22 protein-coding genes, 1 tRNA gene and 3 pseudogenes are annotated in these 23625 nt (G+C 71.7%); 13 read left to right on the forward strand and 13 right to left on the reverse strand.

Translation table 11 applies throughout. The annotated features are described in order from the left end of the window. Window positions 1-3: 3 nt before the first annotated feature. The gene (locus tag QUE44_RS07955) at window positions 4-1236 is read right to left on the reverse strand and encodes an AI-2E family transporter (RefSeq protein WP_286213981.1); all 1233 of its coding nucleotides are present in this window, start codon (window positions 1234-1236) and stop codon (window positions 4-6) included. 70 nt (window positions 1237-1306) lie between these two features. On the opposite strand from QUE44_RS07955, the gene msrA reads away from it, so the two are divergent. Then, window positions 1307-1951 (forward strand): peptide-methionine (S)-S-oxide reductase MsrA, encoded by a 645-nt coding sequence (msrA, locus tag QUE44_RS07960; protein WP_286213982.1) that lies wholly within the window; start codon window positions 1307-1309, stop codon window positions 1949-1951. A gap of 70 nt (window positions 1952-2021) precedes the next feature. On the opposite strand, the gene QUE44_RS07965 is transcribed toward msrA, so the two are convergent. After that, entirely contained in the window at window positions 2022-2843 is an 822-nt protein-coding gene (locus QUE44_RS07965; protein WP_286213983.1) for a Bax inhibitor-1/YccA family protein, read from the reverse strand. Between the two features lie 225 nt (window positions 2844-3068). Between QUE44_RS07965 and QUE44_RS07970 the strand changes: the two are divergent. The 6 genes and pseudogenes from QUE44_RS07970 (at window position 3069) to QUE44_RS07995 (ending at window position 7472) form a co-directional block, all read left to right on the forward strand. After that, window positions 3069-3829 (forward strand): annotated as a pseudogene (locus tag QUE44_RS07970) (DeoR/GlpR family DNA-binding transcription regulator). After that, window positions 3826-4077, forward strand: a pseudogene (locus tag QUE44_RS07975) (PfkB family carbohydrate kinase); the annotation flags it as partial. The pseudogenes QUE44_RS07970 and QUE44_RS07975, both read left to right, overlap by 4 nt. A 136-nt stretch (window positions 4078-4213) precedes the next feature. Next, window positions 4214-4774 carry a 1-phosphofructokinase family hexose kinase gene (locus tag QUE44_RS07980; RefSeq protein ID WP_286213984.1) on the forward strand — a complete coding sequence of 187 codons (561 nt, stop codon included), beginning with the start codon at window positions 4214-4216 and terminating at the stop codon, window positions 4772-4774. A gap of 19 nt (window positions 4775-4793) precedes the next feature. After that, window positions 4794-5393: pseudogene (locus tag QUE44_RS07985) on the forward strand (PTS sugar transporter subunit IIA); the annotation flags it as partial. 80 nt (window positions 5394-5473) lie between these two features. After that, window positions 5474-6583, forward strand: coding sequence for a putative PEP-binding protein (locus QUE44_RS07990; protein WP_286213985.1), 1110 nt, complete (start codon window positions 5474-5476; stop codon window positions 6581-6583). 22 nt (window positions 6584-6605) lie between these two features. Further along, entirely contained in the window at window positions 6606-7472 is an 867-nt protein-coding gene (locus QUE44_RS07995; protein ID WP_286213986.1) for a methylenetetrahydrofolate reductase, read from the forward strand. 26 nt (window positions 7473-7498) lie between these two features. Here the strand turns inward: QUE44_RS07995 and QUE44_RS08000 are convergent, their stop codons facing one another. From QUE44_RS08000 to QUE44_RS08050, 11 genes are all read right to left on the reverse strand, one after another. After that, window positions 7499-8038: a YaeQ family protein gene (locus tag QUE44_RS08000; RefSeq protein WP_286213988.1), complete on the reverse strand. Its 540-nt coding sequence runs from the start codon at window positions 8036-8038 to the stop codon at window positions 7499-7501. A gap of 36 nt (window positions 8039-8074) precedes the next feature. Further along, window positions 8075-8148, reverse strand: a tRNA-Leu gene (locus tag QUE44_RS08005). Window positions 8149-8152: 4 nt separating this feature from the next. Next, complete coding sequence (locus tag QUE44_RS08010) at window positions 8153-9130, reverse strand: Ppx/GppA phosphatase family protein (RefSeq protein ID WP_286213989.1); 978 nt, start codon at window positions 9128-9130, stop codon at window positions 8153-8155. Between the two features lie 25 nt (window positions 9131-9155). Continuing rightward, complete coding sequence (locus QUE44_RS08015) at window positions 9156-9662, reverse strand: DUF501 domain-containing protein (protein ID WP_286213992.1); 507 nt, start codon at window positions 9660-9662, stop codon at window positions 9156-9158. Window positions 9663-9672: 10 nt separating this feature from the next. Next, window positions 9673-10215 carry an FtsB family cell division protein gene (locus QUE44_RS08020; protein ID WP_286213994.1) on the reverse strand — a complete coding sequence of 181 codons (543 nt, stop codon included), beginning with the start codon at window positions 10213-10215 and terminating at the stop codon, window positions 9673-9675. A 101-nt stretch (window positions 10216-10316) separates the two neighbouring features. Beyond that, entirely contained in the window at window positions 10317-11597 is a 1281-nt protein-coding gene (eno, locus tag QUE44_RS08025; protein ID WP_286213996.1) for a phosphopyruvate hydratase, read from the reverse strand. Between the two features lie 77 nt (window positions 11598-11674). Next, window positions 11675-12325, reverse strand: a complete 651-nt coding sequence (locus tag QUE44_RS08030) for a nucleoside triphosphate pyrophosphohydrolase (RefSeq protein WP_286213997.1) — start codon at window positions 12323-12325, stop codon at window positions 11675-11677. Then, the gene (locus tag QUE44_RS08035) at window positions 12318-12935 is read right to left on the reverse strand and encodes a hypothetical protein (protein WP_286213998.1); all 618 of its coding nucleotides are present in this window, start codon (window positions 12933-12935) and stop codon (window positions 12318-12320) included. The genes QUE44_RS08030 and QUE44_RS08035 overlap by 8 nt, the downstream gene beginning before the upstream one ends. 5 nt (window positions 12936-12940) lie before the next feature. Further along, complete coding sequence (gene mfd / locus QUE44_RS08040; RefSeq protein WP_425557949.1) at window positions 12941-16471, reverse strand: transcription-repair coupling factor; 3531 nt, start codon at window positions 16469-16471, stop codon at window positions 12941-12943. 49 nt (window positions 16472-16520) lie between these two features. Beyond that, window positions 16521-17231 carry a 5'-methylthioadenosine/S-adenosylhomocysteine nucleosidase gene (gene mtnN, locus QUE44_RS08045; RefSeq protein WP_286214001.1) on the reverse strand — a complete coding sequence of 237 codons (711 nt, stop codon included), beginning with the start codon at window positions 17229-17231 and terminating at the stop codon, window positions 16521-16523. Beyond that, window positions 17228-17698 (reverse strand): S-ribosylhomocysteine lyase, encoded by a 471-nt coding sequence (locus QUE44_RS08050; RefSeq protein WP_425557950.1) that lies wholly within the window; start codon window positions 17696-17698, stop codon window positions 17228-17230. The genes mtnN and QUE44_RS08050 overlap by 4 nt, the downstream gene beginning before the upstream one ends. Before the next feature lie 141 nt (window positions 17699-17839). Between QUE44_RS08050 and QUE44_RS08055 the strand changes: the two genes are divergently transcribed. From QUE44_RS08055 to QUE44_RS08080, 6 genes are read left to right on the forward strand one after another with little or no spacing between them, the layout of a single operon-like run. After that, window positions 17840-19309 (forward strand): adenosylhomocysteinase, encoded by a 1470-nt coding sequence (locus QUE44_RS08055; RefSeq protein WP_286214002.1) that lies wholly within the window; start codon window positions 17840-17842, stop codon window positions 19307-19309. Next, a complete protein-coding gene (locus QUE44_RS08060) occupies window positions 19306-20631 on the forward strand; it encodes an amidohydrolase family protein (RefSeq protein WP_286214003.1) in 1326 nt (441 codons plus the stop codon). Before QUE44_RS08055 ends, QUE44_RS08060 begins: the two co-directional genes overlap by 4 nt. After that, entirely contained in the window at window positions 20628-21068 is a 441-nt protein-coding gene (locus QUE44_RS08065) for a cupin domain-containing protein (RefSeq protein ID WP_286214004.1), read from the forward strand. The genes QUE44_RS08060 and QUE44_RS08065 overlap by 4 nt, the downstream gene beginning before the upstream one ends. A 57-nt stretch (window positions 21069-21125) precedes the next feature. Continuing rightward, a complete protein-coding gene (locus tag QUE44_RS08070; RefSeq protein WP_286214005.1) occupies window positions 21126-21983 on the forward strand; it encodes an ABC transporter substrate-binding protein in 858 nt (285 codons plus the stop codon). A 7-nt stretch (window positions 21984-21990) separates the two neighbouring features. Beyond that, window positions 21991-22851, forward strand: a complete 861-nt coding sequence (locus tag QUE44_RS08075; protein ID WP_286214007.1) for an amino acid ABC transporter permease — start codon at window positions 21991-21993, stop codon at window positions 22849-22851. Continuing rightward, window positions 22848-23612, forward strand: a complete 765-nt coding sequence (locus QUE44_RS08080) for an amino acid ABC transporter ATP-binding protein (RefSeq protein ID WP_286214009.1) — start codon at window positions 22848-22850, stop codon at window positions 23610-23612. The genes QUE44_RS08075 and QUE44_RS08080 overlap by 4 nt, the downstream gene beginning before the upstream one ends. The last annotated feature ends 13 nt before the right edge of the window (window positions 23613-23625 follow it).

Below are 23625 nucleotides of genomic sequence, written 5' to 3' on the forward strand. Positions count from 1 at the left end.
AGTCTAGGCGCGCGGCTCGCTCGCGTCGTCGTCCGCGTGAGGACGCCCCCTCACCCGGATCTCGCCGGTCTTCGCGATCGCCTCGCGTGCCTTGCGGAGCGCGTCACGCGGGTGCTCGGTGAGGATCGCGCCACTGTCGGTCGGCGCCTCGGCGTCGGAGTACTGGCGGTGCAGCGAGCGCGCGAATGCGTAGCAGAACGAGACGATCGGAACCGCGATGACCGCACCCACCAGTCCCAGCAGGATCGTGCCCGTCGACACCGTGAGCAGGATCGCGAGCGGGTGAAGCGACGCCGCCTTGCCGAACAGCCAGGGATAGAGGATATTGCCCTCGATCTGCTGGACCGCGAGCACGATCACGGCCATCCACACCGCGGTGGTGACGCCTCCGTCGACCAGCGCGACCGCCACCGCGATCGCGCCCGAGATGGTCGCTCCGAACAGCGGGATGAAGGACAGCAGGAACACGAAGATCGCGATGGGCAGCGCGAGCGGCAGGCCGAGCAGCCACGCGCCCACGCCGATTCCCACGGCGTCGATGAATGCCACGAACACGCTGGTCTCGGTGTAGCGGCGCAGCGTGAGCCACGCGGTCATGCCCGCGCGGTCGATGCGCGCGCCGCGGCGGGCGGGCAGCAGCTGCACAAACCACAGCCACAGCGAGCGGCCGTCCTTGAGGAAGAAGAACAGCGCAAACAGCGCGATGATCGAGCCGGCGAACAGCGTGCCGATCGTGCCCGTGACCGAGAACGCGCCGGTCGCGACGCCCCACGCGTTGTCCTGGAGGGTCTTCTGGGCGTTGCCCAGCAGCTCGTCGATCTGCGCGCGCTCCATGTGGATGGGTCCCTGCACGAGCCAGTCGAGGAACTGGTCGAAGCCCTGCACCGCGGCCTGCTGGAGCTCGCTGAAGCCCGACACGACGGAACTGCCGGCGGCGACCCCGAGGCCCAGCACGATGGCGATGAGGCCCACGATGGCAAGGGCGGCGCCGAGCGCGCGCGGGATGCGCCAGCGCTGCAGTCGGCTCACGAGCTGCTCGAGCGGCGCCGCGATGAGCAGCGCGATCCCCAGCGGAAGCATGATCGACGCCAGGGTCGTGAAGCCCCTGAAGGCGACGTACGCGATGACGCCCACGACGATGAGCCTCCACGACCACGCGGCGGAGACCCTCAGCCACAACGGAACGTGCTCGACCGTGACGTCGGCGGGAGGCTGCTCATCGGGCGTGTCTGGCATGTCGCGAGCCTAGCGCGGGGGTGGAACAGAACCGGGCCCGGGAGCGTTCGTCAGGCGGAAGGGAGCGCCGATGCTCGGACTCGACAAGACCACCATGATCACCCAGGACCAGGCCCTACCCGGCCGCGAGATCGCGATGCAGATCGCGGAGCGCCACGTGGTACTCGGCACACCCCTCAAGGGCCCGTGGCCCGAGGGACACGAGGTCCTTTACGTCGCGATGGGCTGCTTCTGGGGCGCGGAGCGGATCTTCTGGCAGACCCCCGGTGTGTACTCGACGGCGGTGGGCTACATGGGCGGATGGACCCGCAACCCCACCTACCAGGAGACGTGCACCGCACGCACGGGCCACACCGAGACCGTCCAGGTGGTGTACGACCCCGCCGCGGTGTCGCTCGACGACCTCCTCGCGGCCTTCTGGGAGAACCACGACCCCACGACGCCCAACCGCCAGGGCGGCGACATCGGGACGCAGTACCGCAGCGCGATCTTCGCGACCACCGAGGCCCAGCTCGCCGCGGCCCAGGAGTCGCGCGAGACGTACCAGTCGCGCCTCGCGGAGCGCGGGTTTGGCGTGATCTCGACGCAGATCGCCGCGGCACGCGAGGCGGGCGACGGCGAGTTCTACTACGCCGAGGACTACCACCAGGGATACCTGCACAAGAATCCGGGCGGCTACTGCAACCACGGCTTCTGCCAGGTCAGCTACGCATAGTCCCCACAGCCAACGACGAAGGCCCCGACCGCATGGTCGGGGCCTTCGTCGTCAGACGGGTGAGCGCGCTCTAGTCACGCCCGGAGAAGATCGCGATGATGCGCAGGAACTCGATGTAGAGCCACACGAGCGTGACCAAGAGGCCGAATGCGGCCTTCCACTCGAGCTTCTTCTCGGCGCCCGACTTCACGCCGTTGTCGATGAAGTCGAAGTCGCCGATCAGCGAGATGCACGCCAGCAGGATCGCGACGGCGCCGATCACGACGCCGAGCGGGAGGCCGAGGATCTCGAGGTCCGTGCGCCAGCCGAACGCGCCCGAGTCGGGGCTGAAGATCATGTAGCCCAGGTTGGCGAGGCTGAACAGCAGGTACGAGATGCCGCCGATGAGGAAGATCTTGCGCAGCTTGCTCGTGTAGCGGACCTTGCCCGAGCGGTAGAGCCACAGGCACACCATGAAGGTGATCGCGGTCGCGACAAGCGCCTGCAGGGCGGCACCGGGGGCGTTGAACTGCTGCTCGATAGCGATCGAGATCGCTCCGAGGAAGAAGCCCTCGGCGACCGCGTAGATGCCCACCAGCGCGGGGCCGGGGGTGCGCTTGAACGCGGCAACCAGGCCGATCACGAACGCGACGATTCCCGCGCCGAGCGCGGCCAACATCACGGACGGGCTGTCGGCGACCGTGACGTAGCCCACCGCGCCCATGACGAACGTGAGCAGCACGAGGCCCGTGGTCTTGTTGATCACGCCGGTGTACGACATCCGCTCCTCGGCGACGTACCCGGGCGTGCCTGCCGGCTGCTGGTACTGGCGCTCGAGATCGGCGGTGCTGGTCTGCGCGAGCAGCGGGTCGGACTTGAACTCCTTGGCGTTGCTGAACACCGGACTTGCCACGGTTCCTCCTTGGGGATGACCGCCTCAGTCTAGTCATGGGGTGCGCGGGGATAAAGGGGCGGTCTGCATCATCAACGTCCCAGGAAGCGCCGGTGTTGCAGGCTCGACGCCGTCCGGCCGAGCGGGACGCAGACCCGTCCCCACTTCCGTTCCTGTTGCTTTGTGTTTGAGTCTGTGGTTTCATGTGGGAATCCGGCCACCGGACCCAGACAAGGGAGTCACCAGATGTACGCGACGGAGCGACAGCAGCGCATCCTCGCCGAGGCGCGCGCCGCGGGCCGCGTCGAGGTCACCGCGCTGGCCGATGCCTTGGCCGTCACCCCCGAGACGATTCGCAGGGACCTCACCGCGCTCGAGAGCCGCGGCTCCGTGCGCCGCGTCCACGGCGGCGCGATTCCCGTCGAGCGGCTCGAGATCGAGCCCACGCTCGCGTCCCGCACGCAGCGCCGCACCGACGTCAAGCGACGCATCGCGGCTCGCGTGCTCGAGGAGCTCCCCGCGGGTGGCACCGTCATCCTGGACGCGGGATCCACCACTCAGGCGATCGTCGAGCTCCTCCCCCACGATGCCGAGCTCACGGTCATCACCGACTCCTCCCCGCGGCGACCGTGCTCGCGACCCGGCCGGGGATCACGCTCTACCTGCTCGGCGGTCGCGTGCGAGGCGTCACGGCCGCGGCGGTGGGCGACTGGGCCGTGCGCGCTCTCGCGGACATCGTGGCGGATGTCGCGGTCGTGGGCACCAACGGAATCTCGGCCGCGCGCGGGCTCACCACGCCCGACCCTGAAGAGGCGCGTGTCAAGCGCGCCATGGTCGACGCCGCGCGCCGTGTGGTGGTCGCGACCGACTCGTCGAAGGCGGATGACGATCACCTTCACCGCTTCGCATCCCTTGATCACGTCGACGTCGTCGTCACCGACGCCGACCTCGCGGACGACGCGGCCGAGGAGCTGCGCGCCGCCGGACCGGAGGTGGTGACCGCATGATCGTCACGCTCACACCCAACCCCAGCGTCGATCGCGCCGTCACGGTCGCGACGCTCGCGCACGGCGAGGTCAACCGCGCCACCCACGTGCGCGTCGACGCGGGCGGGAAGGGTCTCAACGTCGCGCGCGCCGTGACCGCACAGGGTGGATCCGCGCTCGCGGTCCTGCCGGTGGGCGGCCCCGAGGGCCGCCTGCTCGAGGAGCTCCTCGACGAGGCGGCCGTCCCACGGCTCTCCGTGCCCATCGCGGGCGCCGCGCGCATGAACGTCTCCCTGCTCGAGGCGGACGGGACCACGACCAAGATCAACGAGCCGGGCCCGGAGCTCTCCCCTCCGAGGTCGCCGCGCTGCTCGACGCGACGTCGAGCGCCGCCGCTGACGCCGCGTGGATCGTCGGCTGCGGAAGCCTTCCCCCGGCGCCCCGACGGACTTCTACGCTCAGCTGGTCGCCGCGGCACACGCGGACGGCCGCCGCGTCGCGATCGATGGCTCGGGCGAGCCCTTCACCGCCGCCGTCGCGGCGTCGCCCGACCTCATCAAGCCCAACCACGAGGAGCTCGCCGAGCTCGTCGACCACAGCCTTCCCACGCTCGGCGACGTGATCGCCGCAGCGCAGGAACTCGTCAGTCAGGGGCTCGGCATGGTCGCCGTGAGCCTGGGCGCCGACGGCGCCGTGCTCGTCACGGCCGACGAGGTCATCCACGCGCGCGCCACGATCGGCGCGCCCGTGTCCACCGTGGGAGCCGGCGACTGCATGCTCGCCGGCCTCCTGCACGGCCTGTCGCGCGGCGTCTCCACGGCGCAGGCCCTCACGGAAGGCGTCCTCTGGGGCGCCGCGGCGGTCACCCTCCCGGGCAGCCGCGTCCCCACCCCCGCAGATCTCCGCGGCATCCCCGTGGACCTCACGCATTCCCCCTCACGCGCAATGGCACTCGGTCAGCGCTGACCGCAGAAAGGAACACCCCATGTCACTCATCCACGAGCAGCAGGTCGTGCTCGACCTCGCCGCGGAGGATCGGCACGCCGCGACGCGGACGCTCGCCGAGACCCTGGTCGCGACGGGTCGCTGCACCGATCTCGACGGCTTCCTCGCCGACGTCCGCAAGCGCGAGGAGACGATGGCGACGGGCCTGCCCGGCGGCATCGCGATCCCCCACGCGCGCAGCGCGGCCATCACGGAGCCCACCCTCGCGTTCGGCCGCGCCGACGGCATCGACTGGGGGGCCAAGGACGGACCCGCCACCCTCGTGTTCCTCATCGCCGCACCCGAGGGCGCCTCCGAGGCGCACATGCAGGTCCTTCCCAAGCTGGCCAAGGCCCTCATGAAGAAGGAGTTCAAGGCGGCGCTCGCCGCCGCGACCACGCGTGACGAGGTCGTCGCGATCGTCGAGGCCGAGGTCGGTGACGTCACCGTCGCCCCCGCACCCACCCCCGCCCCCGTCGCTGCTGCGCCCGAATCGGCCGCGGCACCGGCATCGTCCGGACTCACGCTCGTGGGAGTGACGTCCTGCCCCACCGGCATCGCGCACACGTACATGGCCGCCGAGGCCCTCGAGCGCGCGGCCAAGGACGCCGGCCACACGATGATCGTCGAGACGCAGGGCTCGGCGGGCGCACGTCCCACACCGCGATCCTCGCCGCGCAGATGGGCATCCCCGCGGTGGTTCAGCTCCACGGCGCGACGGCGATCGCCGCCGGGACGCTCGTCGCCGTCGACGGCGACTCGGGCGAGGTCACCCTCGAGCCCGACATGGCGCTCATCGAGGCGCAGCGCGAGCGCCGCGAGGCCCTCGCCGCGGCCCTCGCGGGGGTGTCCGGGGCGGGTGCGACCCGCGACGGCCACGCCGTCGCCCTGCTGGCGAACATCGGCGGGGTGGACGATGCCGAGGCCGCGGGCGCGCTCGACCTCGAGGGCGTCGGACTGTTCCGCACGGAGTTCGTCTACCTGTCCGCGCAGACGATGCCGACCGTCGAGGAGCAGGCCGAGGTCTACCGGCGGGTGCTCGCCCCCTTCCCCGGCCGCCGCGTCGTCGTGCGCACGCTCGACGCGGGCGCCGACAAGCCGCTCGCGTTCGCGAACCTGGGCGAAGAGGAGAACCCCGCGCTCGGCCGCCGGGGCCTGCGCCTGTGCCAGGCGATGCCCGAGGTGCTCGACTCGCAGCTCGAGGCGCTCGCGATCGCGGCGCGCGAGACCGGCGCCGACGTGCGGGTGATGGCGCCCATGGTCGCGACGGCCGATGAGGCCGCGTGGTTCGCGGCGCGCGTGCGCGCGGTGGGCCTTCCCAAGGCGGGCGTGATGATCGAGGTGCCGGCCGCGGCGCTGCGCTCACGCCACGTGCTCGAGGACGTCGACTTCGGCTCCCTGGGCACCAACGATCTTGCGCAGTACACGATGGCGGCGGACCGCATGGAGGGCGAGCTGTCCGACCTCCTCGACCCATGGCAGCCCGCCGTGCTCGACGTGGTCGCGGCGGCGTGCGAGGGCGGCGCGGTCACCGGCAAGCCGATCGGCGTGTGCGGCGTGTGCGGCGAGTCGGCGGGAGACCCCTACCTCGCTCTCGTGCTCGCTGGCCTCGGCGTGTCAAGCCTGTCGATGGCACCGTCCAAGGTGCCCGCGGTGCGTCTCGCGCTGTCCGTCCACACGCTCGACGAGTGCCGGGAACTGGCGGGCCGCGCACGCGCCGCACGATCCGCGTCCGAGGCACGCGAGGCGGTGCGGGCCGCCGCGAGCGCCGAGCTCACCGCGATACTCTAGGGGCCCCGAAGGAGGCCTGTCGTTGCATCGGTCCGCCGCCCTGCTTGAGGACCTGTCCCTCGAGACCACCGCTCGAGACGCGGCGACCCTCGTCGCACGCGCCGCGGACGTGCCCGTGGGCACGCGCGTCAGCATCACGCACCTGTCCACGGAGAGCGCGGCCGAGCGTCGCGAGGCGGCCGCCGCCGCAGGGCGGGTCCGGCTCGTGCCGGTCCCCCACCTCGCGGCGCGCCGCGTCGCGTCCGAGGCCGAGCTGCGCGCGACGCTTGAGGGCCTGCGGGCGCACCACGCGCAGGAGCGCTTGTTCCTGGTGGGCGGCGACCCGCGCGTGGCGGCGGGGCCCTACGGCTCGGCCCTCGATGTCGTCACGTCCGGCCTGCTCCCCGCGGCCGGGGTGATCGAGGTGGGAATCGCGGGCTATCCCGCGGGGCATCCCGCGATCGGGGACGCTTTCCTGGGGGCGGCGCTGCGCGACAAGGCCGCCGCGATCGCGGACCAGGGCCTCGCGGGCACCATCACCACGCAGTTCTCGTTCGACGCCGAGGCGGTCGCGCAGTGGATCGAGCGCGTGCGCGAGACGGGGATCGACCTTCCGATCCGCGTGGGCGTGCCCGGCCCCGCGGGCGTGCGCCGCCTCGTCGCCTTCGCGCGCCGCTGCGGCGTCGCCACGAGTGCGGGCATCGCGCGCAAGTACGGCTTCTCTCTCGCCTCGCTCGCGGGCACCGCGGGTCCCGACCGCTTCGTCGCCGACCTCGCCGGCCGCCTCGAGGCGGCGCACGGCGACGTGCGCCTCCACCTGTTCACGTTCGGCACGCTCGACGCGGCGATCGACTGGGCCGTGCGCGCGCGGAGGTGCTCAGTGCCCAGAATCGTCGAAAACGGGCACTGAGCACCTCGCAGGGCGCACGCGCCAGCTCAGCCCAGGGGACGGGTGTGGATCGCGGAATCGAGGCTCGTGCCGTTGAGCTCGACATAGAGGTGACGCTCCGTGACCGAGACGGTGAGCGCGTTGCGCCGCGCGACCAGCGAGGCGGCAGCCTCCACGAAGCCGGGGTCGAAGCTGTGGAGGCGAATCTCCTCGCGGCGGTGGATGCGCTTGCCTTCCCAGCGCGCGAGCACCTTTGCCGGGTCGTGCTGCGTATACACGGCGGTGCGCGCGGCAAGGCGGCTGCCCCGGTGCAGTCGCTCCGCCTCGGGCTGACCGACCTCGATCCACGCGGTGACGAGCCCGGTGAGGTCGCGCGCGATCACGGCCGGCTCGTCCGCGGTGGAGATGCCCTCGCTGAAGCCGATCCCGTCCTCGTACTCGAGGCAGTACGCGAGCACGCGCGTCACCATGAAGGCGGACGTCTCCGACGGGTGGCGCGCGACGCGGAGCGAGAACTCCTCGTAGATCGCCCTGTCCACGTCGGCGAGGTGAGTCTCGAACGTGTGAACAGTCGCACCGGCAGCCATGGCGCACCAGCCTACGGGCCGCCGCGACGGCCACGGTGCCCCCGGCGGGGTTCGAACCCGCGCTGTGCCGATTTTAAGTCGGCTGCCTCTGCCAGTTGGGCTACGGGGGCCGGACTAGCGCTCCTCGGCGGGCCGTTCCGCCGCGCGCTCCGCCGCAGAGAACGCGATGCCGTCGAGGATGTCGTGCTCGCTCGTCACCACGTGGGGCAGGCGCCCGCCCGCGTCGACCACGGCCGCGCGCACGCGCTGCATCACGGTCTTCCACACGAGAGCGCCCGCGCCGATGACGTCCACGCGACCGGGGTGCATGAAGCCCAGTGCGGCGCGTTCGGCGCGCGACGAGGCAAGCAGCTCGTCGCACGCCTTGATCGCGTCGTCGATGTCGATCACGGCGCCGTTGATGGCGGCGCGGTCGTACTCCGGGAGGCCGAGCGCGTGCGCGGTCACCGTCGTGATGGACCCCGCCAGCCCCACGAGAGTCGCCGTGCGCTCGACGGGCACGCCTGCGAGGGCGAGGTCGATCGCGTCGTGCACGTCGCGTTCGGCATCGGCCACCTGCGCCGCGGAGGGCGGGTCGCCAGCGAGGTGGCGCTCCGTCATGCGCACGCAGCCCACGTCCATCGAGTGCGCGAACTCGGGGCGATCGGTGCCCAGCACCACCTCGGTCGAGCCGCCACCCAGGTCGACCACCAGGAACGGGGCGTCGTGAGCGGCGTCGAGGGCGCCGGTGGCGCCCCTGAACGACAGCGCTGCCTCCTCCGCGCCCGAGATCACCTCGGGGGTCACCCCGAGACGCTGCTCGATCCCCGACAGGAACACGTCACGGTTGCGCGCATCGCGCGTCGCGGACGTCGCCACGAAGCGGATCGCCTCGACGCCGTGCTCGCGGCACTGCGCCGCGTAGAGGTCCGTGGCCGCGAAGGTGCGCTCGAGCGCCTCGGCGGCGAACTCACCCGTCCGGTCGACGCCCTGCCCCAGGCGCACCACGGTCATGGTCCGGACCACGTCCGTCAGGGTCCCCGCGTCGAGGTCGACGTCGGCGATCAGCAGGCGGATCGAGTTGGTCCCGCAATCAATGGCGGCTACACGCATGGGGACCAGCCTAGTCAGCGGCGACTCAGACCTCGACCGCGCACGTGCAGCGATCGGGACGCCAGCTGTCCGCGATGAGCGCGAGCGCGCGGTCGCCGAGCGGATTGACGCCCGGTCCCGCGGCGAGCGCGTGGCCCACGAGCACGTGGAGGCACTTGACGCGGTCGGGCATGCCGCCCGCGGAGATCCCGTGAATCTCGGGCACGTCCCCGAGTGCGTAGCGCTCGCCGAGGTAGCGCTCGTGCGCGGCGCGGTACGCGGCCGCGAGGTCCTCGTCCTCGCGCAGCGACTCCTGCATCGTCTTCATCACGCCGTTCGCCTCGAGCGTCGACACGGCGGCGACCGCGTCGGGATGTGTGAGGTAGTACTGCGTCGGGAACGGCGTGCCGTCGGGAAGGCGCGGCGCGGTGTGGACCACGGTGGGGTTGCCGCACACGCAGCGCGCGGCAATCGCCACGATCCCGCGCGGCTCGCGTCCCAACTGCGCGGCGAGAACCGCGACGTCGCGTGCGGTGGCAGGGGTGTCGTTCACCCGCAGGAGTCTAGTCGCCCGCCTCGTCGACCGACTTCCACAGCCGGGTGTACCAGGTGCCGTCCTCCTCCTCGGTGACGGCACCCGTCGCGGCGGCGGTGCCATCCGCGGAGCCCTCGACCGTCTCGGGGTCGATCACGCGGTACGGCGTCTCGCCGGGGAACACGTAGGCCAGCCGCTCACGCGCCTGGGCCACCACGAACGCGGGGTCCTCCCAGCGCGCGGTCTCCGCAGCAAGGTCCTCGACCTCCTGTTGCGCGGTCTCGGCCTCGGCACGCAGTGCGGCGAGTTCCTCCTGCTGACGGAAGTACGAGCGCAGCGAGGGCAACAGCACCGCGGCTGCGAGCACCACGACCCCGGCAAGCACCACGAGGCGCCATCCCATCGCGGTCACCCACGACCCGCGTGCGGCGGCGGGCTCGATCCGGTTGCGTGCGGGCTGGGTGCGCGCCTGGCTCGATGGACCGCCCGGGCGGCTCGCGGCGCGGGACTTGGGGATGCGCACGCCTCCGGTCGACGGACCGGTGCGACGGCGGGGGGCGGTGGGTGACACCCCGCCATTGTCCCCGGACGCGGCTCCCCACCGGTTCAGAAACGCCGAACGGGCGCGCCCCCGTGAGGAGGCGCGCCCGTCGGTTCGAGCCGTGAGACCGCTTACGCGTACTTGCGCGGGAAGGCGGCCTTGCCCGCGTAGCGGGCGGCGTCGTCCAGCTCCTCCTCGATGCGGAGCAGCTGGTTGTACTTGTTGATGCGCTCGCCGCGCGCCGGGGCACCGGTCTTGATCTGGCCGGCGTTGTACGCGACGGACAGGTCGGCGATCGTGACGTCCTCGGTCTCACCGGAGCGGTGCGACACCATGGCGGAGAAGCCGGCGCGCTGCGCCATCTGCACCGCGTCGGAGGTCTCGGACAGCGTGCCGATCTGGTTGAGCTTGACGAGCAGGGCGTTGGCCGCCTTCTCGTCGATGCCGCGCTGGAGGCGCACCGGGTTGGTGACGAAGAGGTCGTCACCCACGATCTGCACCTTGTCGCCGACCTTCGAGACGAGGCCGGACCACGAGCCCCACTCGTCCTCGGACAGCGGGTCCTCGATCGAGACCAGCGGGTAGTCCGCGACCAGCGACTCGTAGAACGCGATCATCTCGTCGGGGGTCTTGGTGCCACCCTCCCACTGGTACGCGCCGTCCTTGAAGAACTCGGTCGCGGCGACGTCGAGCGCGAGCGCGATGTCCTCGCCGGGCGTGAAGCCGGCCTTCTCGATCGCGACCAGGATCAGGTCCAGGGCGTCGCGGTTCGACGGCAGGTTGGGGGCGAAGCCACCCTCGTCGCCCAGGCCGGTGGCCAGGCCGCGCTCCTTGAGCACGGACTTAAGGGCGTGGTAGACCTCGGCACCCGAGCGCAGCGCCTCACGGAAGGTGGGGGCGCCCACGGGGGCGATCATGAACTCCTGGATGTCGACGTTGGAGTCGGCGTGCGACCCACCGTTGAGGATGTTCATCATCGGGACGGGCAGCACGTGGGCGTTCGGGCCACCCACGTAGCGGAACAGCGCGATGTCGGCCGAGTCGGCGGCGGCCTTCGCGACCGCAAGGGACACGCCCAGGATCGCGTTCGCGCCCAGCTTGCCCTTGTTGTCGGTGCCGTCGAGGTCGAGCATGATCTGGTCGATGATGCGCTGCTCGGTGGCGTCGAGACCAACGATCTCGGGGGCGATCTCGTCGATGACCGCGTCAACGGCCTGCTCGACGCCCTTGCCCAGGTAACGACCCTTGTCGCCGTCGCGGCGCTCGACTGCCTCGAACGCGCCGGTCGACGCGCCCGACGGGACGGCCGCACGTGCGAACGTGCCGTCCTCGAGCGCGACCTCGACCTCGACGGTGGGGTTGCCGCGAGAGTCGAGGATCTCGCGGGCTCCGACGGCCTCAATGCTGGCCATGATGCTCCTTCGCTTGAATGGATGGACCTCTAGGGAGTCTAACGATGCGCGCGGGCGTGCGCTGAGCGACGTTCGTCCTACTCGGATGAACCTTCGGTGACGCGATCCGGGCCGGACTCCGAGGCCCGCGCGGCGGCCTCGAGCCGGCGCGTCGCGGCCCTCAGCTCGGCCTCCGCGTCGCGGCCCTCGGCCTGCGCGCGGGCCACGAGCGCGAGCAGCGCGTCGCCCACGCCGTCGCCCTGGGGATGAGCGACCGCGAGACCTGCACGCTCGGCCCTGCCGAGCACCTTCTGCGCGCGCGCGAGCGCGCCGAGCGTCGCGGGGATGCCGTCCATGACGGACTCGCGACCCGACGTCTCGTTCTTGATCCTGTCCCACCGCCGCAGGTGCTCCGCGGGAGTCGCCGCCCCGGCATCGTCCTCGAAGACGTGCGGATGGCGCGTGACGAGCTTGTCGGCACACACCTGCGCGATCGCATCGAGGTCGAAGGGATCGTCGGGGTGCTCCTGCGCGACGCGTGCGTGGAACACCACCTGAAGCAGGACGTCGCCGAGCTCCTCGCGCAGGTGCTCGCGCGAGCCCGACTCGATCGCCTCGACCAGCTCATGCGCCTCTTCGAGCGCGTACGGGGCGAGCGACGCGTGGGTCTGCTCCGCATCCCACGCGCAGCCGCCGGGAGAGCGGAGGCGGTCCATCACCTCCACCAGGCGGTCGAGGCCGTCAGCCACGCGCCGCCCAGGGTGCCGTGGTGTCGGAGAAGCCCGACACGCCCAGGAAGGTGATGAAGGAGAAGTTGCCCAGTCCGGCCGACTCCGCGGTGCCCACCGCCGCGTTGATCGACTCGATCAGCGCGTCCGACGAGAACTCGCCCACGCGGGGCGAGAACTCGCCCTCGGCCGCGGCGCGGTTGGCGATCTCACGAATGCCCTCGAACGTGGGGTCGGAGTACGCGAGCACGTACAGCGCGAGCATTGCGCGCGAGGACTCGACCACCTCGTCGGACGGCTCCGGATCCGTCGCGCCCGCGTTCTCGAACCACGCGGTCGTAATCGTGAGGGCGTCGGCCTCGCGGATCGGGGCGCCCTGCGCCTCGGTGGCCGCGAGCAACGCGGGACCCATCGCGGCGAAGGTCGCGAGCGCGCGGCGATCGGGCACGGCGAGCCCGTCGCTGTCCTCGGCCCACTGTGCCGCGAGCGCGTCGAGCTCCGCGGTCGTGACGGTGGTCTCGTCGACCGTGAGCGCGACTCCTGGGGTGCCCTGCCCGGGGACGGCACAGCCGGCGAGCAGGAGGGACGATGCGGCGAAGGCCGCGGCGGCGAGGCGCGGGCGGAACGTCATGGCCCTCATCCTAATGTCGCCGCGCTGGGCAGCTGCGCGCGCGTCGCCTGGAGGACCGTGCGCACCCAGTCGAGCACGTCGAGCCCCTCGACCGGCTTTCCTCCCACGCGGGCCGTCATCGGCGCGGGGACCAGCGCCTGACGCACCGCAGGCTTCAGCAGGGTGCCAGGGAACAGCCGCGTGAGGCGCATCGCCGCGGAGTCGGGCAGCTCGAGCGGGCTGAACCGGATGTAGCGGCCCTGCGCGACCACATCGTGGATGCCCGCGGCGCGCAGCTCGAGGCGCAGCCGCGCGACCGCGAGCAGGTTGGACACGGGCTCGGGGAGCGTGCCGTAGCGGTCGTCGAGCTCCTCCTCGATGCCGGCGAGCGCCTCCTCGGAGTCCGCGTCGGCGATCTTCCGGTACGCCTCGAGGCGCAGCCGCTCGTGCTCGATGTACTCGGTGGGCAGGTGCGCGTCGATCGGCAGGTCCACCGTCATCGGCGCCCGCTCCTCCTCGCCCTCGCCGCGGAAGCCCGCCACCGCCTCCCCCACCATGCGGATGTAGAGGTCGAAGCCCACGCCCTCGATGTGCCCCGACTGCTCGGCGCCCAGCAGGTTGCCCGCGCCGCGGATCTCGAGGTCCTTCATCGCGACGGCCATGCCCGAGCCCAGGTCCGTGTTGGCGGCGATGGTCTGGAGGCGGTCGTGCGCGGTCTCGGTGAGTGTGCGCTCGGGCGGGTAGAGGAAGTATGCGTACGCGCGTTCGCGGCCGCGACCCACGCGACCGCGCAGCTGGTGCAGCTGCGACAACCCGAAGGCGTCCGCGCGCTCGACGATCAGGGTGTTGGCATTCGAGATGTCGAGTCCCGTCTCGACGATCGTCGTGCACACGAGGACGTCGTACTTCTTGTCGTAGTAGTCGACGATCACCTGCTCGAGCTGCTTCTCGCTCATCTGACCGTGAGCGACGGCGACGCGCGCCTCGGGGACCAGCTCGCCGATCTTGAGGGCGGCGCGCGCGATGGACTTCACGGAGTTGTGGATGTAGAAGACCTGACCGTCGCGCAGCAGTTCGCGGCGGATCGCGGCAATCACCTGCGCGTCCTCGTGGGGACCCACATACGTGAGGATCGGGTGGCGCTCCTCGGGAGGGGTCGCGAGGGTCGACATCTCGCGGATGCCCGTCACGGCCATCTCGAGCGTGCGCGGGATGGGCGTAGCCGACATCGCGAGCACGTCGACGTCCGTGCGCAGCGCCTTGAGCGTCTCCTTGTGCTCGACGCCGAAGCGCTGCTCCTCGTCGATGACGATCAACCCCAGGTCCTTGAAGCGCACGGATCCCGTGATGAGGCGGTGGGTGCCGATCACCAGGTCGATCGTGCCGTCCGCGAGGCCAGCGATGACCTCCTTGGCCTCCTTGTCGGACTGGAAGCGCGACAGCGCGGCGATCTTCACGGGGAACTGGGCGAAGCGCTCGGTGAAGGTGTCGACGTGCTGCTTGACGAGCAGCGTGGTGGGACACAGCACCGCGACCTGCGTGCCGTCCTGGATGGCCTTGAACGCCGCCCTCACTGCGACCTCGGTCTTGCCGAATCCCACGTCGCCACACACGAGACGGTCCATGGGGACGGCCTTCTCCATGTCCTCCTTGACCTCGTCGATGGTCGACAACTGGTCAGGGGTCTCGACGAACGGGAAGGACTCCTCGAGCTCGCGCTGCCACGGCGTGTCCGGGCCGAACTCGCGGCCCTTGGTCGCCATGCGCGCGCTGTAGAGGCGGATCAGCTCGGCGGCGATCTCCTTGATCGCCTTGCGCGCCCTGCCCTTGGTCTTGGCCCAGTCGGCGCCGCCCATCTTGTTGACCGAGGGCGCCTCCCCGCCCACGTACTTGGTGACCAGGTCCAGCTGGTCCGTGGGGACCGACAGGCGGTCACCGGGGCCGCCGCGCTTGGACGGCGCGTACTCGATCACCAGGTACTCGCGCTCAACGCCGCGCACCGTGCGCTTGGTGAGCTCGACGAACCGGCCGACGCCGTGGCCCTCGTGCACCACGAAGTCGCCCGGCCGCAGCTGCAGCGGGTCCACGACCGCACGGCGCCGCGACGCGGTCTTCACCTTGGGCCCTGCGGCCGTCGCGGCGCGGCCGGTGAGGTCGCTCTCGTGGAGCACCATCAGCCGCGACTCGGCCACCTGGAAGCCGCCGCCGTCGACGTTGGCGAGCACCGCGACCACGCCGTCCCCCGCATCGTCCCCGTGCGCGGCGAGGCGCGCCGGAAGGTCGTGTTCGGCGCACTGTTCGACCGTGCGCTGCGCGCTGCCAGGGCTCGCCGCGACGATCACGACGCGCCACCCGTCCGCAAGTCGCGCGCGCACCGCATCGAGCGCCGCGGCGAGGCGGCCGCGGTGGTCCTCGACCTCGGCGATGCCCGACTCGACCGCTCCGGCCGCGCCGAAAGGGCCCACGGAGGTCCACCCGAGGCCGCGGTCCTCGGCGCCGTCGCGCAGCTCCTCGAGGGAGAGGAACGCGGCGTCAGCCTCGATGGGGGCGTCGGCGCCCGCGGTCGCACTCACCCATGCCGCCGCCAGGAACTCCTGCGCGGTGCGCTGCAGGTCCTCGGCGCGGCGCGCGAGTCGCTCGGGCTCGATCGCGACCACGCGCGTGTCGCGCGGCAGGACGTCGGTGAGCGCCTGCAGGCGCGTGAGCAGCGCGGGGATGAGCGACTCCATGCCCTCGACCGCGTGGCCGTCCGCGATGCGCGCGAGCAGGTCCGCGGCGGCGGGGATGCGGTCCACGAGCGTCGCGGCGCGCGCCCGCACGTCCTCGGTCAGCAGCAGCTCGCGGCACGGCGGCGCCCACAGCCGGTCGACGTCGGCCAGCGAGCGCTGGTCCGCGACGGAGAACGAGCGCAGCGACTCGACCTCGTCGCCGAAGAACTCGACGCGCACCGGATGGGGGTCGGTGGGAGGGAAGACGTCGACGATTCCGCCGCGCACGGCGAACTCCCCGCGCCGCTCGACCATGTCGACGCGCGTGTAGGCGGCATCCGCGAGCGCCGCGGTGAGCTCCGTCAGGTCGCGCACGTCCCCCACGCGCAGCAGCACCGGCTCGAGGTCCGCGATGCCCGGCACGAGCGGCTGGATCGCAGCGCGCAGCGGCGCCACGACGATGCGCGGGGTCGGCAGGCCGCTCTCGGCCTCGGCACGCTCGGGGTGGACCAGTCGACGCAGCGTCGCGAGGCGCCGCGCGACGGTGTCCGAGCGCGGGCTGAGCCGCTCGTGCGGAAGCGTCTCCCACGAGGGGAACAGCGCGACGGTGCGCGGGTCGACGTAGGCGGACAGCGCCGCGGCGAGCTTCTCCGCGTCGCCGCCGGTCGCGGTGATCGCGAGCAGCGGACCCTCGCCGTCCGCGGCCGCGCGCGCGAGCAGCGGCGCGGCGGCCACCGTGGGGGCCTGCACATGGGCGACCTCGCCCAGGCGCGCATCGGCCCAGTCTCCGAGCAGCGGGGCGAGGGGCGCGGCGGGCACGGTTGTGGTCACAGGGGTCCTCCAGGGCATGCCGAACGACCGGAAACGTCCGGCACCGCCATCCTACGAGCCCCCGCGGTCAGGCCAGGGCGCCCTCCTGCGCCGCGCGCGCGAGGACATCGAGCGTCGCGCGTGCCGATCGTGCCGCGGCGTCGTCGAGGTGCTCGTCGAACTCGACCCCGCCGTCGCCCTGACACATGTCGGAGACGCAGCGCACGGACAGGAAGGGGATGCCTGCACTGGCGGCCACCTGCGACACCGCGGCGGACTCCATGTCGGTCGCGATGACCTTCGGGAAGCGCTCGCGAATGAGATCGACGGACTCGGCGACCGCGAAGGCGTTGGCGGAGGCCAGATAGCCCTTCTTCGCCCCCGCGGCAACCGCCAGCTCGACCAGCCGCTCGTCGGACTCATGGAACTCGGCATGGCCGGGCACCTGGCCGTATTCGTAGCCGACGGACGTCGAGTCGGCCGACCAGTCCAGCGAGCAGCACGGTGCGACGATGTCACCCACCTGGACGTGCCCAGGGATGCCTCCGCACGTGCCGGCGGACACGATCACGGAGGGCGCGATCCCGCCGATCACGCCGTGGGCGACCAGGGCCGTCGCGCGTGCCGCGGCGACCATGCCGATGCGGGTGACCACCAGCAGGTAGGTGAGCTCGCCCGACGTGACGATCCACGCATCGTCGGGCGAGTTCAGTCCCTCGTGGTGATCGGCGAGATCGAGAAAGGCCTGCGCCTCCTCGGGCATCGCGACCAGGACGGCCGGCATGATGGGCGCGCTCACCGCATGACGTCCAGCAGCTCGGACTCGTGGGCGGCGAACGCCGTGATCGCCTCGCGCATCGCCGCGAGCGAGTGGTGCGCGCCCCAGCCACACTGGACCTCGTTGGCGGCGGGAACCGCATCGAGCGTGAGCATCTCGGCGATCGTCGCCAACACGAGGTCCCTGATGGCTTCGGGCGTGTGATCACCGCTCATGATCAGGTAGAAGCCCGTCTGGCAGCCCATGGGGCCGAAGTCGATGACGTCCGCGCTGTGGCGACGCACGCACTCCGCAAACGCGTGCTCGATCGAATGGACCGCGGGCATATCCAGGTGCGCGACGTTGGGTTGGGTAAAGCGAACATCGAACTTGGTCAGCACGTCGCCGTGAGGCAACTCCTTGCGGTCGGCCAGCCGAATGAACGGCGCGGCCACCGCGGTGTGATCGAGGTTGAACGACTCGACGTTCATCCTTGGCATGTCTGTCACGGGAAGGCTCCTTGCACGGGGGGCGGCGGTCCGACGCTTCGCCTGCATGACATTCATCGTCGGCGCCGCCGGACATTCGAGGGTAATGCGGGTGGGGGTGTGGACGCGAGCGGTCCCCCGCGGCGCTCCTAGACTTTGGCCATGACCGATCCGCACGCCACCGCCGAGCGGATCCTCCGCCGCTTCGCCCGCGAGACCAACCTGCTGATCGCCGGCCGGCCGGTCCGCGTGAGCGCCGAGTCCGAGGACACCACCGTTGCCCTCGCCGTCGCGAGGATGGCCCGCGCGCTCGGCGCCGTGCTCGTGGAGGACGATGCCGAGGGTCCCGACGTGCTCGACATCGAGGTGCGCGGGGACGATGCCTCGCTCGCCCTGGGCGGGCGGCCGCTGGCCTCGCGAGGAGATGCCGCCGGCAGGCTCGACTTCGCGCGCGCCCACATGCCCGTCTCGACGGCGCTGGCCGCCGAGCTCGCGAGCGCGGGCACCGTGGCCGGGCTCAGGATCGGGGTGTCGATGACCCTCGAGCCCAAGACCGCGAACCTCGCGCTGCTGCTGCGCGACGCAGGGGCCGACGTGTCCGTGTACGCCCACCCCGACGAGACCGACCCCGAGGTGGCAGATGCCCTGCGCAAGCGCGGCGTGACCGTCGATGCGGACGCGACGCTCGCGGGCGACGCGGAGCGCGAGGCCGCCCTCGCCTGGCTGCACCGCGGCTACGACGTCGTGGTCGACGACGGCAGCCACCTGGTGCGGCTCGCGCACGAGTCAGCGCCCGAGCTCGTCGCGGCATGGATCGGGGTGACCGAGGAGACGACCTCGGGACTCGCACCGCTGCGGACCATGAGCCGCGTCGGGGTGCTCGCGACCCCCGTGATCGCGGTCAACGACGCCGCGACCAAGACCGGCTTCGACAACCGCTACGGCACGGGTCAGAGCTGCGTGTTCGCGATCGCCGACCTCATCGAGCACGTAGACGCGACCGTGCGCGACGTCCCCGTCCTCGTGATCGGCTACGGGCCGGTGGGCGAGGGCGTCGCGGCGCACCTCGACGCGCTCGGCGCGCACGTGAGCGTCGCCGAGGCCGATCCCCTGCGCGCGCTGCTGGCCGCGCACGACGGCTTCGCGGTGGGACGGGCCGCGGACCTTGTGCAGGGGGCGCTCGTGATCTCGTGCACGGGCGTCGCGCACACCATCACGCGGGACCTGCTCGAGGCGGCGGCGATCGTCGCGGTCGCGGGCGGCGTGCCCGACGAGGTCGACCTCGATGGCGCGGACCTCGAGCCCGTGACGCTGGGGCCGACGCGGATCCCTCACCTCGACCTCGACCTCGCGACCGACACCCTGGTGCTCGACCGCGGGGGTTGCATCAACGTCACCGCGGCCGAGGGCAACCCGATCGAGATCATGGATCTGTCCTTCGCGACGCAGTTCGCGGCGATTCGCCACCTGGTCGAGTTCCGGCCCGGCGTGGGTGTCCACGCGCTGCCCGAGCCCGCGGTGTCCCACGTGGCCGCGGTTGCGGCCCGCGAGCGCGGCATCGTCCTCTCGCCCGCCCGCCGCACCGCCGCCGACTCCGACTGGCGCTCGCGCCGCTACCGGAGCGCCCGATGAGCGACGTCACGCTGTACTCCGCCGCGCTCGTGGTGCCCGTCACCGCGCCTCCCATCCTCGACGGCGCGATCGCGGTGCGCGACGGCCGCATCCTGCACGTGGGCGAGCGCCACTGGGTCGCGGGCTCCCTCGCCGAGCGTGGCCTCGACGCTCGCCACGTGCACTGGCCCGGCGTCCTCATCCCCGGGCTCGTCAATGCGCACACGCACCTGCAGTACACGGGCATGGCCGAGGTCGGACGCGGCTCCTACCAGGGATTCGACGACTGGGCGCGCGCCTTTAACCCGGTCTACGCGCACCCGCACGACTGGGCCGCCGACGCCGCGACCGGTGCACGGCTGGCCCTTGAGGCCGGCACCACCGCGGTCGCGGACGTCGTGACGGACCTCGAGGCGATGCGCGCGCTGCACGACGCCGGCCTGCACGGCATCACCTACTGGGAGGTCATCGACTGGACCAACGAGGAGTGGGTCGCCCGCGGCAGGGACCAGGTCGAGGCCGCGCTCGCGGCACTGCCCTCGCCTCCCGGCACCGGGCTGTCCCCGCATGCGCCCTACTCGCTCGAGATCGCGCCGCTGCTCGAGATCCCCGACATCGTCCGCGAGCGCGGCAGCCGCCTCCACATTCACCTGGGCGAGTCGGCCATCGAGCGCGAGTTCCAGCATGCCGCGTCCGACGCCGACGCGGTCGCCGAGCCCTGGCACGCCCGCGGCCTCACGAGCCTCGCCGACCTGCGCCAGGCGGGCTACGGCACGTCCGCGACGGACTACGTGGATCACCTCGGGGTCCTCGGCCCGGACTGCCACATCGCTCACGGCGTCTACATGACCGAGTCCGACCGCGCGATCCTGCGCGCGCGCGGAACGTCGGTCGCGCTGTGCCCGCGCTCGAACGCGGTCATCGGCCTCGACGAGCCTCCCGTCGCGGCCTACCTCACCGAGGGCAGCCCGATCGCGGTGGGCACGGATTCACTGTCGAGCTCCCCGAGCCTCGACCTCTTGGCCGACGTCGCGGAGCTCCACCGGATCGCCCGCGCCCAGGGATACCGCGGCGCGGACCTGCCCGAGCGGCTCATCGCGGCCGCGACGCTGGGCGGCGCCCGCGCGATGGGTCTTCACGTGGGACCCGATCGCACGGGGTATTTGGCGGTAGGAGCGCGCGCGGACCTCACCTTCCTCGACGTGCCGGTCGCGAATGCGGCCGATGCGCTGGCGGAGGTGGCCGCGGCGGGCGAGGGCCGCGCGGCGGCCACCGTGATCTCCGGTCGGGTGCGAGCCGCGCGCCCGGCCTTCACCGAGCAGACGGGAGCGTCCCCCGCATGACCGCCATCCCCACCACCGCGCGCGTCCTGGGCCTCGAGGCCCACCCCGAGGGCGGCTGGTTTCGCCGCACCTACACCGCCTCTCACCACGTGGTCACCCCCGGTGGCGCGCGGCCCGCGGCGACCTGCATCCACTACCTGCTGACTCCCGGCGAGGTGAGCGCGTGGCACGTCGTGAGCTCGGACGAGTTGTGGCTCTGGCACGGACCGGGCGCGCTCGAGGTGAGCCTGGGCGGCGACGGCGAGCACCCCTCCGACTCTCCCGTGTCCGTGACGCTCGGCCCCGACCTCGCGTCGGGCCACGTGGCGCAGTGCCTGGTGCCCGCGGGAACGTGGCAGTCGGCGCGCCTCACGGACGACGCCGAGGCGCTCGTGAGTTGCATGGTGTCCCCCGGCTTCGACTTCGCGGATTGGCGCCTCGCGTCGCGGCTAGAATGATCCCGCGCGGCCACGGGCGCCGCGCCTCCCACCCCCTTTTCCTTCCAAGGAGCAACCATGAATACCCGTGTGCGTGCCACCCTCTTCGCGACCGCCTCTCTGTCCGCGGTGATGATGGCCGGCTGCTCCTCATCGGCCGAGGAGACGCCGTCGCCGTCCGCCTCCGCTCCCGCCGCCGAGGCCGCCCTCGAGACCCTCACCGAGGGCAAGCTCACGATCGCCACCGGCGAGCCCGCGTACGAGCCCTGGGTGATCGGCGACGCCCCCGAGTCCGGTGAGGGCTTCGAGGCCGCCGTGGCCTACGCCGTCGCGGAGGAGCTGGGCTTCGCGGCCGAGGACGTCGTGTGGGTCCGCTCGGCCTTCGACGCCGCGATCGCGCCCGGCGCCAAGGACTGGGACCTCAACATCCAGCAGTTCTCGGTCACCGAGGAGCGCGCGCAGGCCGTCGACTTCTCGAGCCCCTACTACGTCACGTCGCAGGCGCTCGTCGCGGTCGACGGCAGCCCCGCGGCGGAAGCCTCCTCGATCGCCGACCTCACGGGTTCGACCGTCGGCGTCGCCGTGGGCACCACCTCCTACACCGTGGCCGCCGAGGCGCTCGGCGAGGACAACCTCTCCGTCTACAACTCGGTTGCGGATGTCGTGGGTGCGCTCAACGCGGGCCAGATCGACGCCTTCGTGACGGACCTGCCCGGCGCGTTCTATTCGGCCTACGTCGAGGTCGAGAACGGCACGATCGTGGGCCAGTTCGAGGGCACCGAGGGCGGCGACGAGTTCGCGTTCGTGCTTCCCAAGGGCTCCGCGCTGACCACCGCCGTCACCGCGGCCGTCGACGCCCTGCGCGAGGACGGCACGCTCGCGGCGCTCGAGACCGAGTGGCTGTCCGAGGCCGCCGGCGTCCCCGTCCTGCAGTAGTCGCACGATGACGGACCGGACGGCAGCGTGGCAGCCGAGCGCGCTCGAACTCGATCGCAGGCTTCACCGCAGGCGCGCCTCGCGCCGTTCGGTCCTCATCGCGCTGGTCTCGACGGTCGCCTTCGCGGCGATCGCGGGCTGGCTCGTGGTGACCTCTCCCAATTGGGAGGCGGTGCGCCAGACGTTCTTCAACGTCGAGATTGCGGCGGAGTCCTTCCCCCGCATCCTTGAGGGCCTGTGGCTCAACATCCGGGTGCTGTTTTTCGCGACCATCGTCGTCGCGATCGTGGGCACGCTCTTGGCCGTGATGAGGTCGCTGCGCGGGCCGGTGTTCTTCCCCGTGCGCGCTCTCGCGACCGGCTACACGGATCTCTTCCGCGGCCTGCCCGTGCTGATCGTGCTGTACCTCGTGGGCTTCGGCATTCCGGGGCTCAACCCCGAGGTGCGCATCCCGGTCGCCGTGCTCGGCACGATAGCGATTTCGCTGTGCTACTCGGCGTACGTCGCCGAGGTGCTGCGCGCGGGCATGGAAGCCGTCCACCCGTCGCAGCGCGTCGCGGCGCGGTCGCTGGGCCTGTCCCATGCCAAGACCCTGCGCCTCGTGGTCATCCCGCAGGCGCTGCGCAAGGTGGTGCCCGCGCTCATGAACGACTTCGTGTCGATGCAGAAGGACGTGGGCCTGATCTCCGTGCTCGGCGCGGTCGACGCGATTCGCCAGGCGCAGATCGTGCAGGCGACGACTTACAATTTCACGCCCTACGTGGTCGCCGGGCTCCTGTTCGTCGCGCTCAGCTTCCCGATGATCCGTCTCACCGACCACGTCTCCGCGCGCATGGCCACGCGAGAGCAGACGGGAGGCACCGTATGACCGCCGCCCACCCCTCCGCCGCCCACGCGACAGTCCTCGAGCTGCAGGGCGTTCACAAGCTCTTCGGCGACAACCACGTGCTGCGTGGGGTCGACCTCGAGATCGCGAGCCACGAGGTGGTCGTGGTGATCGGCGCCTCGGGCTCGGGCAAGTCCACGCTCATGCGCACGATCAACCTCATCGAGAGGTTCGACGACGGCCGCATCCTCCTCAGCGGGGACGACATCACCGACCCCGCGGTCGACGTCGACAAGGTGCGAGCGCGCATCGGCGTGGTCTTCCAGCACTTCAACCTGTTCCCGCACATGCGCGTGATCGACAACGTCACGCTCGCGGCCCGCAAGGTCCACGGGATCGCTCCCGATGTCGCACGCGACCGCGCGATCGGGCTGCTCGAGACCTTCGGCCTCGGCGACAAGGTCCGCGACTACCCCGACCGGCTGTCCGGCGGTCAGCAGCAGCGCGTGGCGATCGTGCGCGCGATCATGACCGATCCCGAACTCCTGCTGCTCGACGAGATCACCTCGGCCCTCGACCCCATGCTCGTGGGCGAGGTGCTCGACCTCGTGCGCGACCTCAAGAACCAGGGCTCGACGATTCTCATGGCGACGCACGAGATGTCCTTCGCACGCTCCGTCGCCGACCGCATCGTCTTCATGCACGGCGGACGCCCCCTCGAGACCGGCACCCCCGAGCAGATCTTCGACGCGCCCCGCGAGCCCGAGACCCGCGAGTTCCTCGCGCGCATCACGCACCGTTAGGTCGCGGCACGCG

It is taken from the genome of Demequina sediminis (assembly GCF_030296675.1).
Taxonomy (GTDB): Bacteria; Actinomycetota; Actinomycetes; order Actinomycetales; family Demequinaceae; genus Demequina; species Demequina sediminis.